We start from the raw sequence: 25,920 nt of genomic DNA, 5'->3' as shown, positions 1-25,920 counted from the left end.
GCTTGCGCGGCCTTTTTTACGTGCGGAACAATCAGAAATCGTAGCGTAGACGCACCACGGTCATATCGCCGAGGTTGTCGGTGCTCGATGTCAGCACGTGCTCTACGTCAACGCGGAAGCCGTAGTCAAACTGCACGGTAACCCCAAGGCCGTTGTCGATGCGCTGGTAGTTGCGGCCGGTGACGTATTCCAGGCGATCGCCCATAAAGTACGGCATCACCGATTTCACCGCGTACTGGCCCACCGGCACGGTATAACCGGCCAGGTATTCGATACCCCAGGCATCGCCGGCGAAGTAATTGTTGATGTCGGTTTTCTTGGTGGTCAGGAAGTCGTGGTAGTAACCGCCGCCGAAAGTCAGCGTCCAGTTGTCCGGTTTCCAGCTGAGGGCGGTGCCGACGATGTGTTGATCGTAGCTCTTGCTGCCGCTGGTGGACGGATTGCGCATTTCGGCGCGGGTGTAGTTCCAGGCGGTGCCCCAGGTCAGATCCTGCGTGATGTGGTAGTCCACGCCCAGTGAGCCGCCGCCTTTGCGCTTATAGCGCAGGCCGTTGCCCGGCAGGTAGTCGCTGTCGCTGAACAGGTACGAGGCATAAACGTCCGCATCGCCGAAGCGGTTCTTGTACTTCAGCATCTTGCGTGAACGGTAAGAGCCGTCGTAGTCGCCGTTGATGCCGTTGCCCGGCGCCTGGGCCAACATGTCGTAGTCCCAGATATCGGTCTTGGCGCCCACCACGTCATAGTAAACGCTGTTCTGCTGGCCGAAGGTCATCTGGCCCCAGGTGTTGCTTTTCAGGCCGGTGTACAGCATGCGGCGGCTGGTGTTTCTCGCGCCGTCGGCATAGTGGTGATCCCAGTCGAACAGCGCCGGAATGTTCACGCCCAGCTCGTAGTAGCTGATCCAGCTGATATCGTCGAACAGGTAGTAGTCCGCCGCGAAACGGAAGCGGGTGCCGCCGTCGAAGCCGTTACGCTTGTAGGAACCCTTGTCGCCGTCGCCCGTCATGTTGTTAAACTGTGGACGGATGCTGCCGCCAACGGTGAAGTTCAGGCGGCTGAGCGGATCGCCGGCCTGCGGATCCTGCTTCAGCAGGGTGATTTCCGCCTGAGCGGCGAACGACGCGCTGCCGATCGCCAGACCCAGCGCCACCGCTTGAGTCAATACGCGCAATTTGATTGCCATGTGTTATCCCTGTTTTATGTATGACCGCCCCATCAGCGCCGCCATGCCGATGTTTTGCGCAGAACGCTGCGTTTTCACGCATTTTGACGGTTTTTTTGGTGTGTTAGCGGCGGGCGGCATTTTTAACATAAACAGTGACATAAAGAATTACTTTTCTTGCTAATTATTGGCCGGTTTTTGACCATTCCGTGCGGTGCAAAGGGCCGCTGTTCATGTTTCTCGATTCGGATGAATTCATCTAACGCCAAGGTTTATATTTTTCATTTGTCAGTCACCGGCGCCAGCCTGTAATTTCATCCGTGCAAGAGATAATAAATTTGAGTCTTTCGCCGGCGTATTAACGTCAGCCTTTGTCTGCGTAATCGGCCGGCATGAATAAGCGATTGGGAGGTCGCCATGAGAAACCTGTTAATGTTATTAGTGGGGCTGTTTTCACTGCCGGCGATGGCGGCGGAGTCGCACGTTTGTCATTCTCAAGCCTATGATTATGCAGAGGTTAGCAAGCTTAGGTTGTCGGATGATACCCTGTTCACCTGCCGCGACGTGGGGCGCCTGACGATCCCTGAATTAGCGCGAAAAGGATGGAAGGTGATTCATTTGGCGCAGCAAACCGAATATACCGACTCTGTCGATAGCGATGGTGAGGTTATTAAGCTTTATCAGGAAATCGTGGTGTATAAAGAATAATACGACGGTTACCCGTTATTATTCTCACGGTGGCGAGAACCCTATTATGAATGCGAGAATCGGAATCGACGGCAGGGCTGCCGCCACGATGGTGATGCTATGCGCCATCTGGGGAATGCAACAGGTGGCAATCAAGGCCGCCGAGCCGGATGTGTCGGCGGTGCTGCAAATCGCCATTCGCTCGGGTCTTGCCGCGCTGGCTGTTTACCTGCTGGCGCGCGGCTGCGGCGAGCGCTTCACCTGGGATCGCGCCACGCTGTGCGCCGGTTTGAGCGTGGGGGCATTGTTCGCGCTGGAGTTCTTTTTTGTCTCCGCAGGGCTGCGTTACACCAGCGCCTCGCATATGGCGGTGTTTTTGTACACCGCGCCGCTGTTTTCCGCCCTTGGCCTGCATTTTCTCCTTCCTCAGGAGCGCCTGTCGCCGGTGCAGTGGCTGGGCATGCTCATCGCCTTTGGCGGCGTGGTGCTGGCCATATCGGGCATGGCTGAGGGAAGCGGCGGAGCCGAACGGCTGAAAGGCGATCTCTACGGCCTGCTGGCGGGGATCGCCTGGGGAGCTTCTACCCTGGTGATCCGCACCACGCGCCTGGCGGAGTGCCCGGCCAAACAGACGCTGTTGTTTCAGTTGACGGGCGCCTGTGTGCTGTTGTTGTTGCCGGCGCTGGCGACGGGAAACCTGCATTTCACCCTGAGCCCGGTGGCCTGGTACAGCCTGCTGTTCCAGACCGTGGTGGTGTCATTTTTCAGCTACCTGATCTGGTTTTCGCTGCTGCGCCGTTATCAGGCTTCCTCGCTGGGCATTCTCACCTTTATGACGCCGGTATTCGGCATCCTGGCGGGGGTCGTCATTCTCGGCGAGCCGTTGCAAATTGAGTTTGTATTGGGTGCCGTGCTGATCGTGCTGGGATTAATCGTGGTGAGTTGTTCTTATCTTATTTATTTTGACCGAAGGGTGGCACCCAAAATATAAATTATGGATGTTGATGTACAGAACTACCAAATAAGCTGCGAAAGCCAATTCATTATCCAGCTGCAAATATCCCGCTATGCCTGGGGCGTGCCGCTGATTACGCTCAGTGACAACGGTGATTTTACCGTGATAAGAAGCCGAGGCTGGTCGAGGTTGGCTAATGGGAGGCAATTGGAGGTTTATTATTTTGCCAATAATGCCCTGTTGGCCTGGGATAAAAACCGCAAATATATCTCTTATTCAAAGGCCGGCCGGCTCTACGCCTGCGCGCTGAATTTTTCTTATTCCCCCAAAATAGAGCGCTAACCCTCTGGCCATCAGACCAGAGGGGCGATTTTCATGATCCACTGCTTAAACGCGAGGATTTTCGGCCACTGCCGCTCGGAGATGGTCGAGGTAAAATAGCAGTGCTCGCAGGGCACGGTCATGTCGGTGAACGGAATGATCAGCTCGCCGCTTTTGATCCAGTCCTGCACCAGATTGAGCCGCCCCATGGCGACGCCAAGGTGCCGCGTGGCGGCCAGCACCGCGAGATCGGAACGGTCGAACTCCATGCTTTTGCTGTCGGTATCCAGCCCCAGCGCAAAGTGTTGCGACCAGGTTTGCCACTCGTCTTCGCCGGAGTTGTAGCGATCGTGCAGCAGCGTGCAGTGGGCCAGGTTTTCCGGCGCATCGTACAGGCTATGTGCGGCGGCGTACTGCGGCGTACAGATCGGCACCATCGATTCCTGCATAAAGGCCTCGTCCAGATGCCGCCCCGAGGGCAGTTTGCCGAAGTACATCGCCAAGTCCACGCCGCGGTTGGCCAGGTTGATGATCTCTTGCCCGGTCAGAATGTTGAGGTGAATGGTGGGGTGCTGGGCGATAAAGTCGCCGATGCGCGGCAGCAGCAGGCATTGCACCAGAGACGGGTGCGAGTAGAGGGTCAGGGTGCCCGTCAGCTCGCGATTCTTGATGTCCAGAATCTCCTGATTCAGCGTGTTGAAGGAGCTGTCCAGCGCCCATTGCATGCGCTCGCCCTCCGGCGTCAGGGTAATTCTGCGATGAAAGCGCTGGAATAGCAGAAAACCCAACTCCTTTTCGAGCAAATTAATGCGGTGGCTTACGGCGCTGGGGGTGATCGACAATTCTTGCGCCGCCAGCGCAAAAGATAAATGACGGGCGACGCATTCGAAAGTATGCAGCCGGGAAAATTGATAGCTGGTCAGCGGGGTGGCCCGCTGTGAATGTTTTTTACTGGGGAACATGCTATTTCTCCGTGCGCGCAATACAGCAATATTAACATTTAATGGAGAGGAGGATAAACCCAGTTTGACGAATGGAGTCGAATTTTAACCTGATGGTTTTAATGATGTTGAGGGTAAGCCGATTTATTGCATCAAGACCGTAAATAACCGCCGATGGGCTTGGGTTGAGAAGACGATAAAAATCAGGAATACGCGAGGAAAATAAAATGGCTGTCGTTAAGCAGTGAGTAAAGGCGGCGAGCGACGGTATGAAAAAGAATGCCGCCTATTCCATGAGGGATATCGCCGTTTCGCCATAATAACCCGATGCCGCTGAATAGCCGTTAATCATCATTGTCGGCGTAACGGATGAATAAATCGATAAGGCCATATGCCCGCACGGCATTGCCCGTTGGCCGATAGCACCGCGCCCGGTTGTCGTTAACCGGGCGCGGCGTTCAGGGAAAAGCGGTTTGCTCGCCGGTGCGTATCAACGGCGGCGCAGCAGCAGGCCGGCCAACAGACCAGCGCCGGCAATGAGGGCTAATGCGGCGAGGGGGTTTTTCTTCATCATGCTGCCGGCGCAGCTCAGGGCGTCGCCGTATTTTTCTTGCAGCGCGCCCGCTGCATAGCGCGTAACGCCTTCGGCCTGCAAACGTGGGTTTCCGGTGACGTCGCCCGCCATTTCCTGCGCCTTGCCCGCCACTTTTTCCATCATGCCATTGGCTTTTTCGCTGTTCATTATGATGCGCTCCTAAGGTTCGATCCGTTTGGCTTCCGCACAGGGCGAAAGCCTGCATTTGCACCTCCATGTTATGCACTTCACGTTGTGCCTATAAGGGGCGTTTGCATCGGTGCGGATAGTGCATTTGCAGGCTACTTGCCGTTCCTGGTGGCCGGCCCGCCGGTAAACAGACCGCGCTCCCTGGCCCAGACGATGGCTTCGCTGCGGCTGTGCACGCCAAGTTTGGAATAGACCGTCGCGACATGGTTGCGAATGGTGTTGAGCGCCAGATTGAGACGCGCCGCGATTTTCTTGTCCGGCAGCCCCTCGCAAATCAACTCCAGCACATCGCGCTCGCGCGGCGTGAGATCGCTGGCGGTCAATCCGGCCTGGTCGGGCCGGTTGATGCTTTTCACGTTGGCCAGTTTTTCAATCAGGGTTTGGCTGAACCAGGAGGCGTCCTGCATCACTTCTTCGATGGCGCTGACCAGCTCCAGCTCCGAGCGTTTGCGTTCGGTAATGTCCATGAGCACCAGCAGGTAGCAGGGCGCATTGTGGATGCTGACGGCATCCGCCGAGGCCACGCAGTCGATCGACTCGCTCCCTTTCTTGCGTACCCGGATGTCCAGCCCCTCGGCGTTACCGCTTTTTTCCAGCGCGGCAAACAAACGGCGGTTCGCCTCGGGATCGTCAATAAATTGGATCTCATCGACCGTCTTGCCGATCAAGGCTTCGGCGTCGTACTCGGTGGTGCGGGTGAAGGCTTCGTTGACGTCCAGCACGCGCCGCTCCTGCGCCGTACACAACAACGTCGGCACCGGGCTCAGGCGAAATGCCTTGGCGAACCGCTCTTCACTTTCCCGCAGCGCCGATTCCGCCTGGCGCCGGGGTTCGAGATCGGTAAAAGTGAACAGCATGCAGTCGTCTTCATTGATGTCCAGCGGTTGGCCGGCAACCACCACCAGCTTGCTTCCGCCACCGGGCAGTTTCAGCTCGGCCTCCATTTGTGGAATGGTGGCGCCTTCCCCCAGGCGCTGTATCGCCAGATCTTTGTGCTCCGCCTGTTCCAAAACGTCGAGTTCATAAACCGAACGACCCATGACCTGTTCACGTTGGTAACCGGTCATATCGAGGAACCCCTGGTTGACCTTGACGTAGCGCAGGTCGCTTAGCCGACAAATGACCGCCGGCGCCGGATTGGCGTTGAAGGTTTTTTCAAAGCGCTGTTCGGCGCTGGCCCACTCCGTCGCGTCGCTCAGGATTAGCGCCAGCAGCTCCGGTTGCCCCTGCGCATCGGTGATAATCAGGCTCCGCAGGCGGTGCACCCAGAAGCTGTCCGGATCGTCGGCTTGCCGAACCTCCACCACCACATCGGTGAAGGTCTCGCCATCGGCAACCCGGTTCAGCGGATACTGTTCCAAAGCCAGCGGATGATTGTTGCGATAGCGCAGGGCAAAACGCGCCGCGTACTCGCCGGCATTGGCCCCCAGAGCTTTCTGATGACTCACGCCATGCATGGCCAACGCGGCCTCGTTGGCCCAGAGCAGCGTTCGATCGGTATCCGTCAGGATCACGCCGTCGGACAAGCCGGAGATGATTTGCTGCAGGTGGCCGCGGTGGGTTTCGCTGGCCAGGACGGATTGGCTCATGTGTTCTCCGCTAGACAGAAGGGAGCGGCCTCTGACCGGGGCCGCGGGTTACGCTACTCGCTGAGCAGCTTAGTGCATAACGTGCGTATTCGCAGGGTGTGAATGCACTAGTCATTCTGGCGCAAATGAACCGGGACGGCCGACGACGCCGCGCGGCAGACTGGATTCGTCTGCGCGGTTATCCGCCGTGCGTGCAATCACTTGTCCAGAAAATATAAGGAACAACGATGACCACTGTCTATGAATCAAATCGCTTTGCGTTTCAGGTGTCATGGGGCTCGATATTGGCCGGGAGTGCCGTGGCGCTGGTGACTTATCTGATCTTCAGCGTGCTGGGCACGGCTATCGGCGCCCAGGCCGTGGATATGATGCAAAAGGGTAACCCGCTGAGCGGCTTTGGCACCGGCACCGGGATCTGGCTGCTGGTTTCAACGCTGGCGTCGCTGGCCGCGGGCGCGTTCGTCGCCGGCCGCACCGCGCCGAACCGCGGCGGCTTGCATGGTCTGCTGAGCTGGGCGATCACCACCTTGCTGACCACCTGGCTGATGGTTTCATTGGCGAGTGGCGTGGTGGGGCTGGCGGGCAGCGCGGTGGGCAAAGGGCTTTCGCTGGCGGGCAGCGGCCTGGCGGCGGCGGCGCCAAACGTGGGCGAAGGCCTCAAGCAACAGCTGGATAAAAAGGGCATCAGCCTTGACTGGGGAAGCCTGGAAAACCAGTTGAACGCCACGCTCAAGCAGACCGGCAAGCCGGAACTGGATCCGGCTCGGTTGGAACAGAAGGCCGACAGGGCGACCGCCGACGGCAAGCAATCGGCCATGGACGCGGCTGCCGATCCGGCGCAGGCCGCCTCCGAGCTCAAGCAGTGGTTCGACCGCGTCAAGCAGTCCGGTGAGCCGACGTTGAGCGCCGCCGACAAGGATGCGCTGGTGAATATCGTTGCGGCGCGCACCGGCAAAAGCCGCGATGAAGCGAGCCAAATCGTCGATAACTATGCTCAGGCTTACCAGCAGGCGGTGCAGAAAGTGGAAAAACTCAAGGCCGAGGCAGAGCAGAAAGCGCGTGAAGCGGCCGACGAAGCGGCCAAACAGCTGTCGCGCGCCGCTTGGGGTTCGCTGTTGATGCTGCTGTTGGGCGCCGCGCTGAGCGCCGGCGTGGGGCGGATTGCCGAATCAACCCGCCGCACTGTCGCGGTAAGTTGAGATGAAAAAAAACCTGTCGTGCATCTCGCTGAATTATCGAAAAGTAGCGGGGGCCTCTGCTCCCGTGCTCGTCATCGATTTTTGCAACGAGAATAACGAGCGCTACACCCTGCGCTACAACCTGCCGCCGGATACCCCGGAACGCACCGAGCGGCGGGTATCTTTGCTGCTGTATCTGTTGCGCAAGCACAGATCCGCAGAGATCGACAACCTGGCTGATTAATCAGGCCGTTAATGAAAGGCCCGGCCTTATAGGCTGGGCTTTTTACTGGGCAATCAGGCTATTCTGGCAACAACGCACGGTGCGAGTCGGCATGAGGCTTTTACGTTGGAGGGCCGGCGGTTCACGGTGGGCAAAGTCGCGCCCCAATTGGCGTGGAGGGTAAAATAGGGCATCGAGCAAGATGTGTTAAAACATCGGTTCTTCTCAGCGCAGGAAAAAGATAAAAGAAGCTCCCTATTACGATCTGTGATTTTCTGGCCCGATGTTCAGAAAATGAGCCTGTCCCTATCTTCTTTTCAAACGCTGCTCATGATTTTATTTATTAGTCTCAATAAGTTTTATCAGTCAGCCTGATTATAAAATGCATTTTAATTTGCAATGATGAAATTCCTATTTGGTCATGCAATTGGGACGCAAAAAAACACTTTAAGATAAAACAATTAACATAAAGTGTGATTTGCCCTGGTGTGGCAAATGCATCTTTAATGGATGCACTTTGCGTGGCGCATTTTTTATTCACGTGTTTTTCGCAAGCGTATTTATATAACATGATCATTTTCAGTTATTTATATGATGACTTTTCCCATGCCGTAAAAATGGCGTTGTCAGGGTGATTTTTTTTAGGATTAATCTTAATGACTTGATTTGGTTGGTTAACGATTTTAATGAAAAGGACACGATTTTTATAAAAGCAAGGAGCGCGCATGGACTATCGAAAAGATATTCTTTTACAGGTGTTAGAGTATATGGAGAAGAATATTATAGAGGGACTTTCTGTTGAGAAAGTATCTATTATCTCGGGTTACTCTAAATGGCATTTACAGCGGCTGTTTAAACATTATTTTGGCATTACGCTAGGGACTTATATCAGGCACAGAAAGCTGAGCCGATCCGCAATCTTGCTTAAACAACATCAAGGGAACATATTGGATGTCGCCTTGGCATCGGGCTTTGCCTCTCAGCAATGTTACACGCGGGCGTTTAAACGTTTCTTTGGCGAAACGCCCAACAGCTTTAGGAACAGCCGGGGATGGGATTTTTCCACCCAGATCCCACCGTATGGCATTGACAAGAAACCCTATTTTTATCACACGGTCATGCCGGATGATATCGAGCTGTTAAAGCAGTACAAGGCATTGATCTTCCACTCCATAAGGAAATACAGAGATGCCGGTGACATTACGCAGACTAATGAGAAATGGTTAAGCAAGCATGGGAAGGCTTATCGTGCGGAAAACAACAGAGCGGGAAAATGGCATTCAAACGGTAAGGAGCAAGAGGTTTTTCATTCTATCTTCAATTTCTACATACCCAGAGGGAAATATATTGTCATCCCCTTTATGGGTGAGTTGTCTGAGTACATTGATTTTTTTGCAGATATCTATGACGCCTATCTGCCGGCTATCAATGTCAAGGTGAGAGAAAGTTTTTTTATCGAACTATATAGACATGAGCATTTACACAGTCGCGTCGTCAATGTCGATATACTTATTCCTGTAGCGTAGCGTTGAGAAAAGGAAACATCATGAGTATAGAGAAACCCCCCGATTCGATGAATAAGCGTCATTATGCGCGCCGTATGCTACCTTTGACATTGTCTGTGTCTGGCGGAGCGAGCGTGGCCGGTTTAGCCAGACAGGCCATTCAATTCGCGTTGGCATTAACTCTTTTCATGTTTTCAGGAAATGCGATGGCAAATAATCGGGAGCATCAGCAAATAGCGTTAGTCGGCACCTGGACCCATATTCCGGATGCGCCTGCGGTGCAGAAACCGGCGCACCCCAGTGAAGGCCTCTATCGTCTGGCGGTTAATGGCGACGGCACATTAACGCTGCTCGACGTGATTAAAATGAAAAGCCCGTCATGGATCGTAACATCCCGCGATGGCCGTTTCGCCTATGTCACCAATGAGGAGAACGCGGGAACGGTCACTGCCTTGGCGATAGACAAAGACGGCGCCGTGCGGGTGCAGAATACGGTGAGCAGCGCGGGCCGGCAGCCGACGCATGCCACCCTCAGCCCGGATGGCAAGTTTCTGTTTGTCGCCAACTACTCCGTCGCCAAAGGCGGCGCGGGGGTGACGGTATTACCGATTGGCGGCGACGGCAAACTGGGGGAACGGGTGCAGCATTTTCCGTTCACGCCCGGCTCCGGCGCCGTGCAGGGGCGCCAGGAAGGGGGCCATGCGCACTCCACCACCTTCAGCCTCGATGGCCAATACCTGTACGCGGCGGATCTCGGCGGGGACAAGCTGCGCGCCTACCGCTATCGCTCGGGCAACGCGCAGCCGTTGCAAGCGGATGCTTCGCGCGATGTCGCCTTCGCACCCGGCGCCGGCCCACGGCACATGGCGTTCTCGCCAGAAGGGGAATACGCCTACGTCATCACTGAAATGGCGAGTGAAATCGAGGTGTTTGCCGTCAGCGACCATCGATTGACGCGGCAAGGGAAGGTGAAACTGAACGGCGGGCAGGATTCAGCGGAGGCGAAAAGCGGTGGGGCAATAATCCTCAGCCCGAGCGGCAGATATCTTATTGCCACCAATCGCGGTGCCGATAACCACCTGCTGGTATTAAAAATTGGCGAGGATGGGCTGCCAGATGTGCCAACGCGCTATGAGGCCGGCGGTATTGAGCCGCGTGCGCTCGCTTTCGATGCCGGCGGTAACCATCTCTATGTGACGAATGTGTTTACCAATACCGTTATGTTGTTCGATTTCGATGATGAGAAGGGCGAGTTGCAGGCCAGAGGGCAGGCGACGACGGTTTCTACTCCGACGGATATTAAGTTTTTTAATTAATGCCAATCATAACGCTCGGGGGAAACCGGCTCTGAACGGGGGAAAAGGGGAATTGCGGGTGCAGATGATGGGGAATGGCTGGATAAGAAAGAATGGCGTCCCCGACTGGAATCGAACCAGTAACTAGCCCTTAGGAGGGGCTTGTTATATCCGTTTAACTACGGGGACGCTGCGGGCCGGCAACCGAAGCTGCCGGGGCATTATACCTTTTTTTACCCGCAGAATAAGCGCTTAGCGGCGCGTTTGCTCAATACCTCGCCAGTTCATGCCGAAATTTCCTCGGCTAACCGACGGCGATCACGGTTTTTCCCCGCCGTGGCGCCGTTTTTCCTCTTGCAGGCGCGCCGCCCGGTTTTTGGCGCTCAAATCGTTGCGGATCTGCGCGTGGCTTATCAGCGCAAAGATAAAGGTGCCGCCGATGATGTTGCCCGCCAGCGTCGGCAGGGCGAACGGGTAAATGAATTCTTGCCATTCAATCGCGCCGTTGAACGCCAGATAGAGGATCTCGACCGAACCGACCACGATATGGGTCAGATCGCAAATCGCCACCAGGTAGGTCATCAGTACGATCACCCAGATTTTCGCCGCGCCGGCGGCCGGGAACATCCACACCATGGTGGCGATGATCCAGCCGGCCAGGATGCCGTTGGCGAACATTTCTCCCGGCGTATGGCGCATCACCTCTTCGCCCAGGCTGATGAAGGCGCCGCGCGTCTCGGCGTCGAACAGCGGCATATGGGTAAACGCCAGCGCCGCCAGCCCGGTGCCTATCAGGTTGCCGAGCAGCACCACGCCCCACAGGCGCAGCAGGATCAGCAGGTTGCGCGGCGTGGGTTTATGCATGATTGGCAATACTGCCGTGACGGTATTTTCGGTAAACAGCTGCTGGCGCGCCATGATGACAATGATGAAACCGAAGGTGTAGCCGAGGTTCTCGATGAAAAAGCGGCTGGGATCGTCCGGCAGGCGGGCGTGGAAAATGCCTTTTGCCGCCAGCGAGGCACCCATCGACAGCCCGGCGGCGATCGCCGACCACAGCAATGCCAGCCAGTCGCGCTCCAGCTCTTTTTCGCCTTCCATCCGGATCTGTTCATGCACCGCCGCCGCGCGCGACGGCAGATTTTCTTCCCTGACTTCGATTTCGCGCTTGCCCTGTTCCTGTTCTTCGCTCTCTACCTGCATCGTCTCATCCGGCTCGTGCTCCTGGCGTCGCTGTTCGTTCATGCTGTCGCTCCTGCTTCATAAGGGTGAGTTCACGTTATTAAGCGTAGTTGCCCGACCTAAATGCGGCGAAATACAGAAAAAGGTAACAAGAGTTAAAATCCGCCGATTTTTTCCACGCATTCTTGATTCTGCTCGCCATATTGGCTCGTCGGCGCGCCCGCCGCGGGCTGCGTGCGGGGAAAGGCTTATGCTATGATTCGCTATCCCAAAGAAAAATATGAGTTCCCCGATGCTGGAAGCCAAAAGTCTGAGTTGCGTGCGCGATGAGCGCATCCTGTTTAGCGAGCTAAGCTTTTCAATTCAGCCGGGCGATATCATTCAGGTTGAAGGGCCGAACGGCGCGGGCAAGACCAGTTTACTGCGCATTCTCGCCGGCCTGGCGCGGCCGGACGGCGGCGAGGTGTGCTGGCGCGGGCGCAACACGCTGCGCGATCGTGCGGGTTACCAGCAAGATTTGCTGTTTATCGGCCATCAGCCCGGCATCAAAGCCGTATTGACGCCCTTCGAAAATCTGCAGTTTTATCAGGCGGTGCGCGGCGCGGCCGAGCATCAGGCCATCTGGCGCGCGCTGGAGCAGGTGGGGCTGGTGGGTTACGAAGATCTGCCGGTGGCGCAGCTTTCCGCCGGGCAGCAGCGGCGCGTGGCGCTGGCGCGGCTGTGGCTCAGCGCGGCGCCGCTGTGGATCCTCGATGAACCGCTGACGGCGATCGACAAACAGGGCGTGGCCGAGTTGATTAGCCTTTTTGAACAACATGCGCAGCGGGGCGGCATGGTATTGTTGACCACCCATCAGGATTTGGCCGGCGTCGGCCAAACGGTGGGCAAAGTTCGTTTGGCGGAACACGACGCGGGGAGTTTGTGATGTTTTTGACTCTGGTGCGCCGCGAACTGAAGATCGCCTGCCGTAAAGGCTCGGAGATCGTCAACCCGCTGTGGTTTTTCCTGATAGTGATCACGCTATTCCCGTTGGGGATTGGCCCGGAGCCGCAGCTGCTGGCGCGCATCGCGCCGGGCATCGTGTGGGTGGCGGCGCTGCTGGCTTCGCTGCTGTCGCTGGAGCGGCTGTTTCGCGATGATTTCCTCGACGGCTCGCTGGAGCAGCTGTTGCTGCTGCCGACGCCGCTGCCGATGACGGTGCTGGGCAAAGTGTGTGCTCACTGGGTCGTGACGGGTCTGCCGCTGCTGATCCTGTCGCCGCTGGTGGCGCTGCTGCTGTCGCTCGATATGCAGACCTGGCTGGCGGTGGCGGGGACGCTGCTGCTCGGCACGCCGACGCTGAGCCTGATCGGCGCTATCGGCGTGGGGTTGACCGTCGGCCTGCGCAAAGGGGGCGTGCTGCTCAGCCTGCTGGTGCTGCCGCTGTATATTCCGGTGCTGATCTTCGCCACCGGGGCGATCGACGCCGCTTCGATGGGCATGCCGATCGACGGTTACCTGGCGATACTCGGCGCGATGCTGGCGGGCAGCGTGACATTGGCGCCATTTGCCACCGCGGCGGCGCTGCGAGTGAGCGTGCACTAGCTAACGTATTGAATGAACAGACGGGCAAGGCCGACAAGAGCGTACCCCGCAGAAGATTTTCGCCGTTTCGAACCCTCGGGGCGGCCGACGCATAAAAATTACCGTGAGCACTGACGACAATGTGGAAATGGTTACATCAACTGGCGCGGCCTGAACGGCTGTATCACGTCTGCGGCCGCTTTATCCCCTGGCTGGGGCTGGCGGCGGCGGCCTGCCTGCTGCTTGGCTGGGCATGGGGCTTTGGTTTCGCGCCGAAGGATTATCAGCAGGGCGACAGCTTCCGCATCATTTATATTCACGTGCCGGCGGCCATGTGGTCGATGGGCATCTACGCCTCGATGGCGGTGGCGGCGTTTATCGGCCTGGTGTGGCAGATGAAAATGTCCGATACCGTGGTGGCGGCGATGGCGCCGATCGGCGCGGTGTTCACCTTTATCGCGCTGGTGACCGGCTCCGCCTGGGGCAAGCCGATGTGGGGCACCTGGTGGGTGTGGGATGCGCGTCTGACCTCCGAGCTGGTGCTGCTGTTCCTCTATATGGGCGTCATCGCGCTGTACAACGCCTTCGAAGACCGCCGCCTGGCGGGCCGCGCCGCCGGGATTCTGGTGCTGGTGGGTGTGGTGAATATCCCGATCATCCATTTCTCGGTCGAATGGTGGAATACGCTGCATCAGGGCTCGACCAACATGCAGCAGTCCATCGCGCCCAGCATGCGCACCCCGCTGCGCTGGGCGATCCTCGGCTACCTGCTGCTGTTCGTCACGCTGACGCTGATGCGCCTGCGCAATCTGATCCTGTTCCAGGAACGCCAGCGCCCGTGGGTCGCCGGGCTGGTGAATAAGGAGCGTCAGTCATGAATGCCGCATTCGATTCCTGGTCGGCGTTTTTCGCCATGGGCGGTTACGCCTTCTATGTCTGGCTGGCGGTCGCCGCCACGCTGATTTCGCTGTTGGGGCTGGTGGCGCACACCGTCTGGCAACGGCGCCAGCTGCTCGCCGAGATCGGCCGCCGTCAGGCGCGCGAGCGGCGCATTCGCCATGCGCAACAATCAAAACAAAAATCCGCCGCACCGCGGGAGAAATCATTGTGAATCCACGTCGTAAAAGCCGCCTTTATCTGGCGATCGTTGTGCTGATCGGCATCGCGCTGACCTCGACCCTGATGCTGTACGCGCTGCGCTCCAACATCGATCTGTTCTATACCCCGGGTGAAATTTTGCAGGGCAAGGGCGAGAATCATGAGAAGCCCGAGGTCGGCCAGCGGCTGCGCATCGGCGGCATGGTGATGCCGGGCTCGGTGAAACGCGATCCCAATACGCTGCAGGTCAGCTTCAAGATTTACGACGCGCGCGGCGCGATCGGCGTGACCTACACCGGCATTCTGCCGGACCTGTTCCGCGAAGGGCAGGGCGTGGTGGCGCAGGGCGTGCTGGGTGAGGGCAACGTGGTCAACGCGCGCGAAGTGCTGGCCAAACACGACGAGAAATACACCCCGCCGGAAGTGGCCGACGCGATGAAAGAGAACCACAAAGGCCCGGCGGAAGCGTATAACGCGCCGCAGGCGGAGGGCGCCAAGTCATGATGCCGGAACTGGGCAGTTTTCTGCTGTGCCTGGCGCTGGCGATCGCGCTGCTGCTGAGCATTTACCCGCAGTGGGGCGCGGCGCGGCAGGACAGCCGCATGATGGAGGTGGCCCGGCCGCTGACCTACGGCATGTTCGCCGCGATAGCGCTGGCGTTTCTGTGCCTGGTGCACGCCTTCGTGGTCAACGATTTTACCGTCGCCTATGTGGCCACCAACTCCAATACCCGGCTGCCGGTGTATTACCGCATCGCCGCCACCTGGGGGGCGCATGAAGGTTCGCTGCTACTGTGGGTGCTGCTGCTGAGCTGCTGGTCGCTGGCGGTGGCGTTGTGCAGCCGGGCGATGCCGCAGGATGCGGTGGCGCGGGTGCTGTCGGTGATGGGGATGATCACCGCCGGTTTCCTGCTGTTCATCATCATGACCTCCAATCCGTTCACCCGCACGCTGCCGAATTTCCCGATCGACGGCAGCGATCTCAACCCGCTGCTGCAGGATATCGGCCTGATCTTCCACCCGCCGCTGCTGTATATGGGCTATGTCGGCTTCTCGGTCGCCTTCGCGTTCGCCATCGCCTCGCTGATGGCCGGCCGGCTCGACACCGCCTGGGCACGCTGGTCACGCCCGTGGACCACCGCGGCCTGGGTGTTCCTCACGCTGGGCATCGTGCTCGGATCGGCCTGGGCCTACTATGAGCTGGGCTGGGGCGGCTGGTGGTTCTGGGATCCGGTGGAGAATGCCTCCTTTATGCCGTGGTTGGCCGGCACCGCGCTGATGCACTCGCTGGCGGTGACCGAGAAACGCGGCACGTTCAAAGCCTGGACGGTGTTGCTGGCGATCACCGCCTTCTCGCTGTGCCTGCTGGGCACCTTCCTGGTGCGTTCCGGCGTGCTGGTCTCGGTGCACTCCTTCGCCTCCGATCCGGCGCGCGGCATGTTTATCCTCGCCTATCTGGTGATCGTGATCGGCGGTTCGCTGCTGCTGTACGCGGTCAAGGGCGGCCAGGTGCGCAGCCGGGTGCAGCACGAGACCTTCTCGCGCGAGACCTTCCTTCTGGGCAACAACGTGCTGCTGATCGCCGCCATGCTGGTGGTGCTGTTGGGCACGCTGCTGCCGCTGGTGCACAAACAGCTGGGGCTGGGCAGCATCTCGATCGGCGAGCCGTTCTTCAACACCATGTTCACCTGGCTGATGGCGCCGTTGGCGCTGCTGTTGGGCATCGGGCCTTTGGTGCGCTGGCGCCGCGATGAGCCGAGCAAGCTGTGGCGCCGCCTTGGCGTGGCGCTGTTGGCGACGCTGGCGCTGTCGATTCTGCTGCCGTGGCTGCTGCAGGACAGTATCGCCGGCATGACGGTGGTGGGTTTGATCATGGCGCTGTGGGTGATCATCCTGACGCTGATGGAGCTGCATGAGCGCGCCACCCACCGTCACGGTTTCTGGCGCGGCCTGCGGCAGCTGTCCCGCAGCCACTGGGGCATGGTGCTCGGCCACCTCGGCGTGGCGGTGACGGTGATCGGCATCGCCTTCAGCCAGAACTACAGCGTGGAGCGCGACGTGCGGATGAAGGCCGGCGACAGCGTGGATATTCACAACTATCACTTCGTGTTCCGCGACGTGCACGACATTCGCGGCCCGAACTACAGCGGCGGCGTCGGCATCATCGACGTCACGCGCAACGGCAAGCCGGAGGCGACGCTGCACGCGGAGAAACGCTACTACAGCGTGGCGCGCAGCATGATGACCGAAGCGGCGATCGACGGCGGTTTCAGCCGCGATCTGTACGCGGCGTTGGGCGAGGAGCTGGATGACGGCTCCTGGGCGGTACGCCTGTATTACAAACCCTTCGTGCGCTGGATTTGGTTCGGCGGCGTCTTTATGGCGATCGGCGGCCTGCTGTGCATCCTCGACCCGCGTTACCGCATGAGCAAAAAACTCAAGCGCGAAGGCAAGCTGGAGGCGCAACCATGAATCGTAAGCTGCTGTTTATCCCGTTGGTCCTCTTCCTGCTGCTGGTGGCGGCGCTGATGGTGCAACTGACGCGCAACGCCGGCGGCGAAGATCCGACCATGCTGGAATCGGCGCTGATCGGCAAACCGGTGCCGACCTTCAGGCTGGAATCGCTGGATCAGCCCGGCAAAACCTACGATCAGGCGGTGCTGCGCGACGGCAAGCCGATATTGCTCAACGTCTGGGCCACCTGGTGCCCGACCTGCCGCGCGGAACACCAGTATCTCAACACGCTGGCGGCGCGCGGCGTGCGGGTGGTCGGCCTGAACTATAAAGACGATCGCGCCAAGGCGGTGACCTGGCTGAATTCCCTCGGCAATCCCTATGCCCTCAGCCTGTACGACGGCGATGGCATGTTGGGGTTGGATCTCGGGGTCTACGGCGCGCCGGAGACCTTTCTCATCGACGGCCAGGGGATTATTCGCTATCGCCACGCCGGTGACATGAATGAGCGCGTCTGGCAGCAGGAAGTGCTGCCGCTGTATAAAAAGTACGGAGGTGAGGCATGAGGCTGGTTGTCCTGCTGTGCGCCGCGCTGCTGAGCTGGAGCGCCGCCGCGGCGATCGATACCTATCGCTTCAACTCCGTCGAGCAGGAGCAGCAGTATCGCGAGTTGACCGAACAGCTGCGCTGCCCGAAATGCCAAAACAACAGCATTGCCGATTCCAACGCCATCATCGCCGCCGACATGCGCACCAAGGTGTACGAGCTGATGATGCAGGGGCAAAGCAAGCAGCAGATCATCGATTACATGGTGGCGCGCTACGGCAATTTCGTCACCTATGAACCGCCGGTAACGCCGGCGACGCTGATCTTGTGGATCGGCCCGCTGCTGTTCGTGCTGATCGGCGGGGCGGTGGTGATCCTGCGCGCCCGGCGCCGGCCTGGCGCGGCGGTGGACGATGCATTCTCCGAACGGGAACGGCAGCGCCTGGCGGCGCTGTTGCAAGAGACTGACAGGAAGAAACCCTAATGGCTTTTTGGCTGATTATTTGCGTGTTGCTGGCCGGCGCCGCCGCGTTGCTGGTGGTGCCGGCAATGCGCCACGGCAAGCAGAGCGCCGCCACGCGCGATGCGTTGAACAAGGCTTTTTATCAGGATCGTCTCAGCGAGCTGGAGCAGGACGAGCAGCAGGGCGTGGTGGCCGAGCGCCCGGAGCTGGTGAAAGAGCTGCAACAGAACCTGTTGAACGACATCCCGGCCGAGCAAGCGGCGCAGGCGAAACCGATCAATCGTTGGGCGCTGGTGCCGGGCGTGCTGTTATTGCTGGCGGTGACCGTTGGCTTTTATCTGAAAACCGGCGGATTGGCGCAGGTGCTGGACTGGCGTCTGGTGCAGGCGCAAATGCCGGAATTGCGCGAGCGCGTTGCCAATGAGCGCGCCAAACCGCTGAGCATGGAAGAGATCGCCCGCCTCGGGCTGGGGCTGCGCACCGCGCTGCAGCAGGACGATCGCAACATCAACGACTGGATGATGCTGGGGCGCGTCGGCATGGCGTTGAACAACGCCACCACCGCCACGCAGGCGTTTGCCCATGCTTATCAATTGGATCCGAATAGTCTGGAAGTGCGGCTCGGCTATGCCGAGGTCTTGACGCGCTCCAACGATCCGGAGGATAACAAGCAGGCGACGCAGCTGCTGCGGCGCATGATCGCGGAAAACCACGGCGATCCGCGGGTGCTGAGCCTGTTGGCGTTCAATGCCTTCGAACAGGGCGATTTCAAGCAGGCGATCGGCGCCTGGCAGGTGATGCTGCAGCTGCTGCCGGCCAACGATCCGCGCGCGGAAGTGATAAAGCGCAGCATTGCACAAGCAAAAGCCCAGGCAGGCGGAGAAAATGTTAAACTGAATGTGACCGTTTCGCTGTCACCGCAGGCGGCGAAAGCCTTGCCGCCGCAGGGGACGCTGGTCATTTCGGTCACTGACGGCGTTAGCCCGGTGCCGGTGGCGGTAAAACAATTGCCGCTGAGCCGTTTTCCGCTGTCTTTCTCACTGGATGACGGCAACGCCATGATGCCCGAGCGTCTGCTCTCGGCGCAGCATCAGGTGCAGGTGCGTGTGCGCCTCTCACAGGACGGATTGGCCACGCCGCAGCCGGGGGACTGGTTCGGCGAAAGCTCGCTGCAGACATTCAGCGGTAAAGAGCAGGTTAGCGTTCAGATAAACAAGCAGGTCACTGAAAAATAAGACCGAACGTGTTTTTATGGAGAAAAATATGAACTTTCGCCTGACTGGGGTGGCATTCGCAACGGTATTACTGGTGGGCTGTGCCAGCGCGCCAGACAACGATCCGCAAGGGCGTTCCGATCCTCTGGAAGGATTCAACCGGACGATGTTCGACTTCAACTACAACGTCCTGGATCCCTATATCCTGCGTCCGGTCGCGGTGGCCTGGCGTGACTACGTGCCGATGCCGGCGCGTAACGGCATCAGCAACTTCACCTCCAACCTGGAAGAGCCGGCCAGCATGGTCAACGCCTTCCTCAAGGGCGACCCTTACCGCGGGATGATTCACTTCAACCGCTTCTTCCTGAACACCCTGCTCGGGATGGGCGGCCTGATCGACGTGGCCGGCATGGCCAACCCGAAACTGGCGCGCGAAGAGCCGAACCGCTTCGGCAGCACGTTGGGGCATTACGATGTGGGTTACGGCCCGTACGTGATGCTGCCGGGCTACGGCAGCTTCACCCTGCGTGAAGACGGCGGCGACTTTGCGGATACGCTGTATCCGATGCTGAGCTACCTCACCTTCTGGATGTCGGCGGGCAAATGGGTGGTCGAGGGGATCGAAACCCGCGCCCAGCTGCTGGATTCCGACGGCCTGCTGCGCAACTCCTCCGATCCTTACATCATGGTGCGCGAAGCTTACTTCCAGCGCCACGATTTCATCGCCAACGGCGGCTCGCTCAAGCCGGAAGAGAACCCGAACGCCAAGGCGATTCAGGGCGAACTGGACGAGATCGACTCGCAGTAATCACGGGCGTCACGCCAATGAAAAACCCGCCGGCAGGCGGGTTTTTTATGCCGGCAGCACGCGGCAGGCAAAGAAAAAGCGCCCCGCGGGGCGCTTTGGCATCCATCTCAGGCGAGATTAGAAGCGGTAGTTGAAGTTGGCGCCGTACAGCCAGGCTTTACCTTCAGAGTTGAAGGTGTAAGGGCCTTCTTTGATGGTGACTTTCTGGCCGTGCATGTAGGAAACGCCGACGTCGACCGACGCGTCTTTGTTGAACGCATAGGTAGTACCGGCACTCAGCCAGAAACGGTCCTGATCCGGAATGGAAATCGAACGGTTCTGTGCCGGCACTGGGCTGTCATCGAAGGCGATACCGGTACGGAAGGTCCAGTTGTCGTCGTAGAAGTAGGTGGTACCCAGCGCGATGCGGTAAGCGTCTTTGAAGCCTTCATGCTTCTCGAACAGCGTTTGGCCGTTGTTGCCGGTGGCTCTCAGCTCCTGGAACTGGCTCCAACTGGTGTAGGCCAGGCTGTAGTGGATGGCCCACTGCGGCGCCACTTTGTTGTAACCGGACAGCTCCCACATTTCCGGCAGGTGCAGGCTCAGAGAACCCGGAATGGTGTTGCCGTTGGTGCCCCACGGAAGACCTTGAGAGGCCAGCAGCGGGTTGAAGGCTGAAGGCAGGCTGCTCTTGTAGTCGCCGTCGAAGTCGATTTTCACTTCAGAGCGGTAGGTGAGGCCGTAACGGTTGTTTTCATCCACTTCGTACAGAATACCGGCGTTCCAACCGAAGCCCCATTCGTCGCCTTTCAGGTGCGAAATCTGGGTATCTGCCGGGATCTGCGAAACAGGGCCGGCTAGCTGCGGCGGTAATTGGCCTGAACCGGCGATGAGCTTCGGCAGTTCACCGGCGTAACGTTCCAGTTTGGCTTTGGCGTACACCGCATCGAAGCCCAGACCGAAGCTGAAGTGTTGATTCAGACGATATGCGCCGCTGAGGTTCAGGTTGAGGGTGGTCAGATCGGTCTTGCCGCCGTAAGCGCCGGCGGTATAGCCGTCGTTGAATTCTGTCGCCAGACCGTAGTTGCTGGTGACCGAGCCGCCTACGGCGAACTGATCGTTAATCGGGTGAACATAATGCAGGTTCGGCACCCAGGCGGTCGGCGCGATGTTTTTCGAATCCAAACTGGCGCCGGAAGGGGATTGACCGGTAATGTCAACGTCCGGGTCGATGAAGACCGCGCCGAAAGAAAGTTCCGGGCGGGTATACATCATCAGCAACGCCGGGTTGCGGCTTGCGGAGGCCGCCGTATCCGCCATGGCGCCTTCGCCAGAATACGAACGTCCTAAACCAGCTGATGAGAACTCATTCAGCTGGAATCCTGCGGCAGACACGTTTGAAGAGATAATTGCCACTGCAGCTGCGAGAGCTGATTTAGTCAATAGGTTTTTCTGGCTCATGACCAAAACCTCATTATGTGTTTATTATTTAAACTATTGTTACACGAGGTAACAAGGAGCGCGGGATTGTAGGGTCCGTTATCGTTCAGACAAATCAGACCAGTGGCTGAAGTATAGGTCTGACCTGTGAAAATGTTGCAAGTTTGTTTTTGAAATATTTCCAACCTGATATCAAAAAAGAGATCTGCTTAACAAAACGTCAGCGGTAAATAACAAAATTCTTACCATTTCTTAGCAGGCGCTCATTTTTATTTGTGATTTCCATCACTTAAAACACCCATTAAAAGTAAGTGCTAGTGATTGCCTGCGTGGAAGCGTAAAATACCTGCAGAATTTTGTGGCTTTGTGCCGGTGAGTAAAACGGCAATTTGGGCTGATAACCGAGGCCTTTGAGGAGAACCAATCATGTCAGATGCAATTAATAAATGCAGCGCCCAGGAAACCGCCGCGTGTTGCTGTGTGGATGTCGGCACCGTGATGGATAACACCGATTGCACCGCGTCCTACAGCCAGGTGTTCAGCAATCAACAAGATGCGGAGGCGATGCTGGCCGCCCTGAGCGAAAAGGCGCGCGCGGTAGAATCCGACCCTTGTGACATCAGCAGTAGCATTAAACCGGTTGACGGCGGCGTACAGTTGGAGGCCGATTTCACCTTCGCCTGCCAGGCGGAAACCCTGATCTTCCAGCTCGGCCTGCGTTAATCCCCGCTTTACCCCCGGAGCCGCCTGCCGCGCGCCGGGGATTGCTCTCCCCACATCGCCCCCGATAGAAAGTGCGCCTGCTCGCAGTTTTGATCTCTGCCGGTTTGCCAAATGTAACCGTTTGGTTAACAATGACCTCATCAGGTCAGACCTCTTTCTGCCCATTGCGCTGACGTTATTTTCTTCAGGAGCATTTATGAGTAAGGCACTGCCGTTGGTGACCCGTCATGGTGACCGCATTGCGATTGTGAATGGACTGCGTACCCCCTTTGCCAAACAGGCGACTGCCTATCACGGCATTCCGGCGGTGGATTTAGGGAAAACGGCGGTGAGCGAGCTGTTGGCGCGCAGCGGCATCGATCCGGCGCTTATCGAACAACTGGTGTTCGGCCAGGTGGTGCAAATGCCCGAGGCGCCGAACATCGCGCGTGAAATCGTGCTCGGCACCGGCATGAGCGTCCATACCGACGCCTACAGCGTGTCGCGCGCCTGCGCCACCAGCTTCCAGGCGATCGCCAACGTGGCGGAGAGCATCATGGCCGGCAGCATCAGCATCGGCATCGCCGGCGGGGCGGATTCTTCTTCCGTCTTGCCGATCGGCGTCAGCAAGGCGCTGGCGCGCACGCTGGTGGACGTCAACAAGGCGCGCACGCTGTCGCAGCGCCTCAAACTGTTCAGCCGGCTGAAATTCCGCGATCTGATGCCGGTGCCGCCGGCGGTGGCGGAGTATTCCACCGGCCTGCGCATGGGCGATACCGCCGAGCAGATGGCGAAGAGCCACGGCATCACCCGTGAAGCGCAGGATGCGCTGGCGCACCGTTCCCACGAGCTGGCGGCCAAGGCCTGGCGGGAAGGGTGGCTGCGCGACGAGGTGATGACCGCCTATGTGCCGCCTTACCGCGCGCAGCTTTCTGAAGACAACAACATCCGTAAAGATTCCAGCCTGGCTTCCTACGCCAAGCTGAAGCCGGCGTTCGATCGCAAGCATGGCAGCGTCACCGCGGCCAACAGCACGCCGCTGACCGACGGCGCGGCGGCGGTGCTGATGATGAGCGAATCGCGCGCCAAAGAGCTGGGGCTGCAGCCGCTGGGCTATTTGCGCAGCTTCGCCTTCGCCGCCATCGACGTGTGGGAAGACATGCTGCTGGGGCCTTCCTACGCTACGCCGCTGGCGCTGGATCGCGCCGGCATCGGTCTGGCCGATCTGACGCTCATCGACATGCATGAAGCCTTCGCTGCGCAAACGCTGGCCAACCTGAAGATGTTCGCCAGCGAAGAGTTCGCCCGTGAGAAGCTTGGCCGCAGCCAGGCGATCGGCGAGGTGGACATGGACAAATTCAACGTCTTGGGCGGTTCCATCGCCTATGGCCACCCGTTCGCCGCCACCGGCGCACGCATGATCACCCAGACGCTGCATGAGCTGAAACGCCGCGGCGGCGGGCTGGGCCTGACCACCGCCTGCGCCGCCGGCGGGTTAGGGGCCGCGATGATCGTGGAGGTGGAATGATGAGCTTCGAAAACGCATTGCATGAACAGCGCGCCAAACCGTCGGCCTTTCAGCTGACGATTCGCCCCGACAACATCGGCGTGATCACCATCGACGTGCCGGGCGACAAGGTGAACACGCTCAAGGCCGAGTTCGTCGAACAGGTCAACGACGTGCTGATTCGGGCGCAGCAGCATACCGCGCTGGAAGGGCTGGTGATCGTTTCCGGCAAGCCGGACTCGTTTATCGCCGGCGCCGACATCACTATGATTGCCGCCTGCACCAGCGCCAAAGAGGCGGAAACGCTGGCCAGGAAAGGGCAGAGCACGCTGGCGCAGATCGCCGCGTTCCCGGTGCCGGTAGTGGCGGCCATTCACGGCGCCTGCCTGGGCGGCGGCCTGGAGCTGGCGCTGGCCTGCCACGGCCGCGTCTGTTCATTGGATGACAAAACCGCGCTCGGGCTGCCGGAAGTGCAGCTGGGCCTGCTGCCGGGCTCCGGCGGCACGCAGCGCCTGCCGCGCCTGGTCGGCGCCGCCAAGGCGCTGGACATGATCCTGACCGGCAAGCACATTCGCGCCCGCCAGGCGCTGCGCATGGGGTTGGTGGACGACGCCGTGCCGCAGTCGATTCTGTTGCAGACTGCCATCGAGCGAGTGAAGCAGGGCTGGAAGCATCAGCGCGAGCTGCCGTGGCAGGATCGCCTGCTCAACGGCCCGCTGGGCAGAAGTCTGCTGTTCAGCATCGTGCGCAAGAAAACGTTGGCGAAAACCCACGGCAACTACCCGGCGGCGGAGCGCATCATTCAGGTGGTGCGCACCGGGCTAGATCACGGCAGCGCCAGCGGCTATGAGGCTGAAGCGCGCGCCTTTGGCGAGCTGGCGATGACGCCGCAGTCGGCGGCGCTGCGCAGCCTGTTCTTCGCTTCCACCGCGCTGAAAAAGGAGCGGGGCGGCAATGCCCAGCCGCACGCCCTGCATCGCGTCGGCATTCTCGGCGGCGGCCTGATGGGCGGCGGCATCGCCTGCGTCACCGCCACCCGCGGCGGATTGCCGGTTCGCATCAAAGACATCAATGAAACCGGTATCAACCATGCGCTGAAATACAGCTGGGACGTGCTCGGCAAGCGGGTGCGCCGCAAGCGCATGCGCCCGGCGGAACGGCAAAAGCAGATGATGCTGATCTCCGGCTCTACCGATTACACCGGCTTTGAACAGGTGGATATCGTGGTCGAGGCGGTGTTCGAAGATCTGGCGCTGAAGCAGCAGATGGTGGCCGAGGTAGAAGCCAACTGCGCGCCGCATACCGTGTTCGCCTCCAATACTTCCTCGCTGCCTATCGGCCGCATCGCCGAACAGGCCCAGCGGCCGCAGCAGGTGATCGGCCTGCACTACTTCAGCCCGGTGGACAAGATGCCGCTGGTGGAAGTGATCCCGCATGCCGGCACCAGCGAAGAGACCATCGCCACCACCGTGGCGCTGGCGCACAAGCAGGGTAAAACCGCCATCGTGGTGGGTGACAGCGCCGGTTTTTATGTCAACCGCATCCTGGCGCCGTACATCAACGAAGCGGCGCGCTGCCTGCTGGAAGGCGAGCCGATTGAGTCGCTGGACAAGGCGCTGGTGGACTTCGGTTTCCCGGTCGGCCCGATCACCCTGCTGGATGAAGTGGGCATCGACGTCGGCACCAAGATCATTCCCGTGCTGGTCGAGGCGCTGGGGCCGCGCTTCGCCGCGCCTGCCGCGTTCGATGCGGTGCTGAAAGACGGGCGCAAAGGGCGCAAGAACGGCCGCGGCTTCTATCTCTACCCGAGCGAAGGGCAGCAGCGGCAGCGGCGCAAACGTGCGGATACCTCATTGTATACGCTGCTCGGCGTCACGCCGAAGGCGCACATGCTGCCGGCGAGCGTCGCTCAGCGCTGCGTGATGATGATGCTGAACGAAGCGGCACGCTGCCTGGACGAAGGCGTGATCCGCAGCGCGCGCGACGGCGACATCGGCGCGGTGTTCGGCATCGGCTTCCCGCCGTTCCTCGGCGGCCCGTTCCGCTATATGGACGAGCTTGGCGCCGAGAAAGTGGTGAAGACGCTGGACTACCTGCGTCAGCAGCACGGCGAGCATTTCGCCCCGTGCGAACGCCTGCAGCGCATGGCGCAGCAGGGCGAGCGCTTTTACCCGCTGGGGAGCTGAACGCAGGGCGGCCCGATTTGCACTATAGTTGCAACAGGGCCGCGTTGTGATCGCCATCACTCCTTGCAACAGCGTCAGCCGGTGAGGCTGTACAGCGAGGCTGCGGCAGCGGTAAGTTAGCTTGACCGCCATCAATAAA

Annotated in this window: 26 protein-coding genes and 1 tRNA gene; 20 read left to right on the top strand and 7 right to left on the bottom strand. The window is 59.2% G+C overall.

Annotated features, from left to right (window positions below; all coding sequences use genetic code 11):
- Positions 1 to 31: 31 nt before the first annotated feature.
- On the bottom strand, positions 32 to 1,183 hold the full coding sequence (locus SSARUM_RS16890; protein ID WP_033648100.1) for a porin: 1,152 nt from the start codon (positions 1,181 to 1,183) through the stop codon (positions 32 to 34).
- A 396-nt stretch (positions 1,184 to 1,579) separates the two neighbouring features.
- Here SSARUM_RS16890 and SSARUM_RS16885 point away from each other — a divergent pair, with 396 nt between their 5' ends.
- Genes SSARUM_RS16885 through SSARUM_RS16875 form a run of 3 tightly spaced genes read left to right on the top strand, consistent with a single transcriptional unit; the run spans position 1,580 to position 3,146 of the window.
- A complete protein-coding gene (locus SSARUM_RS16885) occupies positions 1,580 to 1,870 on the top strand; it encodes a hypothetical protein (RefSeq protein ID WP_033635408.1) in 291 nt (96 codons plus the stop codon).
- A 46-nt stretch (positions 1,871 to 1,916) separates the two neighbouring features.
- Positions 1,917 to 2,840 carry a DMT family transporter gene (locus SSARUM_RS16880; RefSeq protein WP_033648099.1) on the top strand — a complete coding sequence of 308 codons (924 nt, stop codon included), beginning with the start codon at positions 1,917 to 1,919 and terminating at the stop codon, positions 2,838 to 2,840.
- 3 nt (positions 2,841 to 2,843) lie between these two features.
- On the top strand, positions 2,844 to 3,146 hold the full coding sequence (locus SSARUM_RS16875; RefSeq protein WP_060430387.1) for a hypothetical protein: 303 nt from the start codon (positions 2,844 to 2,846) through the stop codon (positions 3,144 to 3,146).
- A gap of 11 nt (positions 3,147 to 3,157) precedes the next feature.
- Here the strand turns inward: SSARUM_RS16875 and dsdC are convergent, their stop codons facing one another.
- The 3 genes from dsdC to SSARUM_RS16860 all read right to left on the bottom strand — a co-directional run bounded on the left by dsdC (position 3,158) and on the right by SSARUM_RS16860 (position 6,439).
- Positions 3,158 to 4,087, bottom strand: coding sequence for a DNA-binding transcriptional regulator DsdC (gene dsdC, locus SSARUM_RS16870; protein WP_033648097.1), 930 nt, complete (start codon positions 4,085 to 4,087; stop codon positions 3,158 to 3,160).
- 469 nt (positions 4,088 to 4,556) lie between these two features.
- The gene (locus SSARUM_RS16865) at positions 4,557 to 4,808 is read right to left on the bottom strand and encodes a CsbD family protein (RefSeq protein WP_033635404.1); all 252 of its coding nucleotides are present in this window, start codon (positions 4,806 to 4,808) and stop codon (positions 4,557 to 4,559) included.
- A gap of 134 nt (positions 4,809 to 4,942) precedes the next feature.
- A complete protein-coding gene (locus SSARUM_RS16860; RefSeq protein WP_060388086.1) occupies positions 4,943 to 6,439 on the bottom strand; it encodes a helix-turn-helix transcriptional regulator in 1,497 nt (498 codons plus the stop codon).
- Between the two features lie 227 nt (positions 6,440 to 6,666).
- On the opposite strand from SSARUM_RS16860, the gene SSARUM_RS16855 reads away from it, so the two are divergent.
- The 4 genes from SSARUM_RS16855 to SSARUM_RS16840 all read left to right on the top strand — a co-directional run bounded on the left by SSARUM_RS16855 (position 6,667) and on the right by SSARUM_RS16840 (position 10,661).
- Positions 6,667 to 7,638, top strand: a complete 972-nt coding sequence (locus tag SSARUM_RS16855) for a TIGR04086 family membrane protein (RefSeq protein ID WP_033635402.1) — start codon at positions 6,667 to 6,669, stop codon at positions 7,636 to 7,638.
- A 1-nt stretch (position 7,639) separates the two neighbouring features.
- On the top strand, positions 7,640 to 7,861 hold the full coding sequence (locus SSARUM_RS16850) for a hypothetical protein (RefSeq protein ID WP_004936288.1): 222 nt from the start codon (positions 7,640 to 7,642) through the stop codon (positions 7,859 to 7,861).
- 704 nt (positions 7,862 to 8,565) lie between these two features.
- Positions 8,566 to 9,366, top strand: coding sequence for a helix-turn-helix domain-containing protein (locus SSARUM_RS16845; protein WP_060388085.1), 801 nt, complete (start codon positions 8,566 to 8,568; stop codon positions 9,364 to 9,366).
- A 20-nt stretch (positions 9,367 to 9,386) separates the two neighbouring features.
- On the top strand, positions 9,387 to 10,661 hold the full coding sequence (locus SSARUM_RS16840; RefSeq protein WP_223182034.1) for a lactonase family protein: 1,275 nt from the start codon (positions 9,387 to 9,389) through the stop codon (positions 10,659 to 10,661).
- Positions 10,662 to 10,754: 93 nt separating this feature from the next.
- Here the strand turns inward: SSARUM_RS16840 and SSARUM_RS16835 are convergent.
- Both SSARUM_RS16835 and SSARUM_RS16830 read right to left on the bottom strand, forming a co-directional pair.
- Positions 10,755 to 10,829, bottom strand: a tRNA-Arg gene (locus SSARUM_RS16835).
- A 129-nt stretch (positions 10,830 to 10,958) separates the two neighbouring features.
- Complete coding sequence (locus SSARUM_RS16830; RefSeq protein WP_033653720.1) at positions 10,959 to 11,885, bottom strand: formate/nitrite transporter family protein; 927 nt, start codon at positions 11,883 to 11,885, stop codon at positions 10,959 to 10,961.
- A 229-nt stretch (positions 11,886 to 12,114) separates the two neighbouring features.
- Between SSARUM_RS16830 and ccmA the strand changes: the two genes are divergently transcribed.
- The 10 genes from ccmA to mlaA all read left to right on the top strand — a co-directional run bounded on the left by ccmA (position 12,115) and on the right by mlaA (position 19,967).
- Positions 12,115 to 12,747: a cytochrome c biogenesis heme-transporting ATPase CcmA gene (gene ccmA / locus SSARUM_RS16825; protein ID WP_039564908.1), complete on the top strand. Its 633-nt coding sequence runs from the start codon at positions 12,115 to 12,117 to the stop codon at positions 12,745 to 12,747.
- Complete coding sequence (gene ccmB / locus SSARUM_RS16820; protein WP_025303731.1) at positions 12,747 to 13,406, top strand: heme exporter protein CcmB; 660 nt, start codon at positions 12,747 to 12,749, stop codon at positions 13,404 to 13,406. Before ccmA ends, ccmB begins: the two co-directional genes overlap by 1 nt.
- Positions 13,407 to 13,525: 119 nt before the next feature.
- Positions 13,526 to 14,263 carry a heme ABC transporter permease gene (locus tag SSARUM_RS16815; protein ID WP_004936270.1) on the top strand — a complete coding sequence of 246 codons (738 nt, stop codon included), beginning with the start codon at positions 13,526 to 13,528 and terminating at the stop codon, positions 14,261 to 14,263.
- A complete protein-coding gene (gene ccmD, locus SSARUM_RS16810; protein ID WP_004936267.1) occupies positions 14,260 to 14,496 on the top strand; it encodes a heme exporter protein CcmD in 237 nt (78 codons plus the stop codon). The genes SSARUM_RS16815 and ccmD overlap by 4 nt, the downstream gene beginning before the upstream one ends.
- Positions 14,493 to 14,987: a cytochrome c maturation protein CcmE gene (gene ccmE, locus SSARUM_RS16805; RefSeq protein WP_060430383.1), complete on the top strand. Its 495-nt coding sequence runs from the start codon at positions 14,493 to 14,495 to the stop codon at positions 14,985 to 14,987. Before ccmD ends, ccmE begins: the two co-directional genes overlap by 4 nt.
- Complete coding sequence (locus SSARUM_RS16800; RefSeq protein ID WP_060430381.1) at positions 14,984 to 16,954, top strand: heme lyase CcmF/NrfE family subunit; 1,971 nt, start codon at positions 14,984 to 14,986, stop codon at positions 16,952 to 16,954. Before ccmE ends, SSARUM_RS16800 begins: the two co-directional genes overlap by 4 nt.
- Positions 16,951 to 17,502 (top strand): DsbE family thiol:disulfide interchange protein, encoded by a 552-nt coding sequence (locus SSARUM_RS16795; RefSeq protein WP_033653726.1) that lies wholly within the window; start codon positions 16,951 to 16,953, stop codon positions 17,500 to 17,502. The genes SSARUM_RS16800 and SSARUM_RS16795 overlap by 4 nt, the downstream gene beginning before the upstream one ends.
- Positions 17,499 to 17,966 carry a cytochrome c-type biogenesis protein gene (locus tag SSARUM_RS16790; RefSeq protein WP_060430379.1) on the top strand — a complete coding sequence of 156 codons (468 nt, stop codon included), beginning with the start codon at positions 17,499 to 17,501 and terminating at the stop codon, positions 17,964 to 17,966. Before SSARUM_RS16795 ends, SSARUM_RS16790 begins: the two co-directional genes overlap by 4 nt.
- Positions 17,966 to 19,180: a c-type cytochrome biogenesis protein CcmI gene (gene ccmI / locus SSARUM_RS16785; protein ID WP_033653727.1), complete on the top strand. Its 1,215-nt coding sequence runs from the start codon at positions 17,966 to 17,968 to the stop codon at positions 19,178 to 19,180. The genes SSARUM_RS16790 and ccmI overlap by 1 nt, the downstream gene beginning before the upstream one ends.
- Positions 19,181 to 19,208: 28 nt before the next feature.
- Complete coding sequence (gene mlaA, locus SSARUM_RS16780) at positions 19,209 to 19,967, top strand: phospholipid-binding lipoprotein MlaA (RefSeq protein WP_033635394.1); 759 nt, start codon at positions 19,209 to 19,211, stop codon at positions 19,965 to 19,967.
- Positions 19,968 to 20,084: 117 nt separating this feature from the next.
- Here the strand turns inward: mlaA and fadL are convergent, their stop codons facing one another.
- Complete coding sequence (gene fadL / locus SSARUM_RS16775; protein WP_033648086.1) at positions 20,085 to 21,407, bottom strand: long-chain fatty acid transporter FadL; 1,323 nt, start codon at positions 21,405 to 21,407, stop codon at positions 20,085 to 20,087.
- Between the two features lie 405 nt (positions 21,408 to 21,812).
- Here fadL and SSARUM_RS16770 point away from each other — a divergent pair, with 405 nt between their 5' ends.
- The 3 genes from SSARUM_RS16770 to fadJ all read left to right on the top strand — a co-directional run bounded on the left by SSARUM_RS16770 (position 21,813) and on the right by fadJ (position 25,781).
- Positions 21,813 to 22,109, top strand: coding sequence for a YfcZ/YiiS family protein (locus SSARUM_RS16770; RefSeq protein ID WP_072145088.1), 297 nt, complete (start codon positions 21,813 to 21,815; stop codon positions 22,107 to 22,109).
- A gap of 196 nt (positions 22,110 to 22,305) precedes the next feature.
- Complete coding sequence (gene fadI / locus SSARUM_RS16765) at positions 22,306 to 23,616, top strand: acetyl-CoA C-acyltransferase FadI (protein WP_060426102.1); 1,311 nt, start codon at positions 22,306 to 22,308, stop codon at positions 23,614 to 23,616.
- Positions 23,616 to 25,781, top strand: coding sequence for a fatty acid oxidation complex subunit alpha FadJ (gene fadJ, locus SSARUM_RS16760; RefSeq protein ID WP_060426282.1), 2,166 nt, complete (start codon positions 23,616 to 23,618; stop codon positions 25,779 to 25,781). Before fadI ends, fadJ begins: the two co-directional genes overlap by 1 nt.
- The last annotated feature ends 139 nt before the right edge of the window (positions 25,782 to 25,920 follow it).

The sequence above is a fragment of the Serratia sarumanii genome, assembly GCF_029962605.1.
Classification (GTDB): domain Bacteria; phylum Pseudomonadota; class Gammaproteobacteria; order Enterobacterales; family Enterobacteriaceae; genus Serratia; species Serratia sarumanii.
The sequence above is the reverse complement of the archived record's forward strand: the minus strand, read 5'-3'. Positions and strand labels throughout refer to the sequence as shown.

Excerpts from the sequence above, each read along its gene's own strand:
- SSARUM_RS16890 (WP_033648100.1), bottom strand. The coding sequence starts at position 1,183 with ATGGCAATCAAATTGCGCGTATTGACTCAAGCGGTGGCGCTGGGTCTG.
- SSARUM_RS16885 (WP_033635408.1), top strand. The coding sequence starts at position 1,580 with ATGAGAAACCTGTTAATGTTATTAGTGGGGCTGTTTTCACTGCCGGCG.
- SSARUM_RS16880 (WP_033648099.1), top strand. The coding sequence starts at position 1,917 with ATGAATGCGAGAATCGGAATCGACGGCAGGGCTGCCGCCACGATGGTG.
- SSARUM_RS16875 (WP_060430387.1), top strand. The coding sequence starts at position 2,844 with ATGGATGTTGATGTACAGAACTACCAAATAAGCTGCGAAAGCCAATTC.
- dsdC (WP_033648097.1), bottom strand. The coding sequence starts at position 4,087 with ATGTTCCCCAGTAAAAAACATTCACAGCGGGCCACCCCGCTGACCAGC.
- SSARUM_RS16865 (WP_033635404.1), bottom strand. The coding sequence starts at position 4,808 with ATGAACAGCGAAAAAGCCAATGGCATGATGGAAAAAGTGGCGGGCAAG.
- SSARUM_RS16860 (WP_060388086.1), bottom strand. The coding sequence starts at position 6,439 with ATGAGCCAATCCGTCCTGGCCAGCGAAACCCACCGCGGCCACCTGCAG.
- SSARUM_RS16855 (WP_033635402.1), top strand. The coding sequence starts at position 6,667 with ATGACCACTGTCTATGAATCAAATCGCTTTGCGTTTCAGGTGTCATGG.
- SSARUM_RS16850 (WP_004936288.1), top strand. The coding sequence starts at position 7,640 with ATGAAAAAAAACCTGTCGTGCATCTCGCTGAATTATCGAAAAGTAGCG.
- SSARUM_RS16845 (WP_060388085.1), top strand. The coding sequence starts at position 8,566 with ATGGACTATCGAAAAGATATTCTTTTACAGGTGTTAGAGTATATGGAG.
- SSARUM_RS16840 (WP_223182034.1), top strand. The coding sequence starts at position 9,387 with ATGAGTATAGAGAAACCCCCCGATTCGATGAATAAGCGTCATTATGCG.
- SSARUM_RS16830 (WP_033653720.1), bottom strand. The coding sequence starts at position 11,885 with ATGAACGAACAGCGACGCCAGGAGCACGAGCCGGATGAGACGATGCAG.
- ccmA (WP_039564908.1), top strand. The coding sequence starts at position 12,115 with ATGCTGGAAGCCAAAAGTCTGAGTTGCGTGCGCGATGAGCGCATCCTG.
- ccmB (WP_025303731.1), top strand. The coding sequence starts at position 12,747 with ATGTTTTTGACTCTGGTGCGCCGCGAACTGAAGATCGCCTGCCGTAAA.
- SSARUM_RS16815 (WP_004936270.1), top strand. The coding sequence starts at position 13,526 with ATGTGGAAATGGTTACATCAACTGGCGCGGCCTGAACGGCTGTATCAC.
- ccmD (WP_004936267.1), top strand. The coding sequence starts at position 14,260 with ATGAATGCCGCATTCGATTCCTGGTCGGCGTTTTTCGCCATGGGCGGT.
- SSARUM_RS16800 (WP_060430381.1), top strand. The coding sequence starts at position 14,984 with ATGATGCCGGAACTGGGCAGTTTTCTGCTGTGCCTGGCGCTGGCGATC.
- SSARUM_RS16795 (WP_033653726.1), top strand. The coding sequence starts at position 16,951 with ATGAATCGTAAGCTGCTGTTTATCCCGTTGGTCCTCTTCCTGCTGCTG.
- SSARUM_RS16790 (WP_060430379.1), top strand. The coding sequence starts at position 17,499 with ATGAGGCTGGTTGTCCTGCTGTGCGCCGCGCTGCTGAGCTGGAGCGCC.
- ccmI (WP_033653727.1), top strand. The coding sequence starts at position 17,966 with ATGGCTTTTTGGCTGATTATTTGCGTGTTGCTGGCCGGCGCCGCCGCG.
- mlaA (WP_033635394.1), top strand. The coding sequence starts at position 19,209 with ATGAACTTTCGCCTGACTGGGGTGGCATTCGCAACGGTATTACTGGTG.
- fadL (WP_033648086.1), bottom strand. The coding sequence starts at position 21,407 with ATGAGCCAGAAAAACCTATTGACTAAATCAGCTCTCGCAGCTGCAGTG.
- SSARUM_RS16770 (WP_072145088.1), top strand. The coding sequence starts at position 21,813 with ATGTCAGATGCAATTAATAAATGCAGCGCCCAGGAAACCGCCGCGTGT.
- fadI (WP_060426102.1), top strand. The coding sequence starts at position 22,306 with ATGAGTAAGGCACTGCCGTTGGTGACCCGTCATGGTGACCGCATTGCG.
- fadJ (WP_060426282.1), top strand. The coding sequence starts at position 23,616 with ATGAGCTTCGAAAACGCATTGCATGAACAGCGCGCCAAACCGTCGGCC.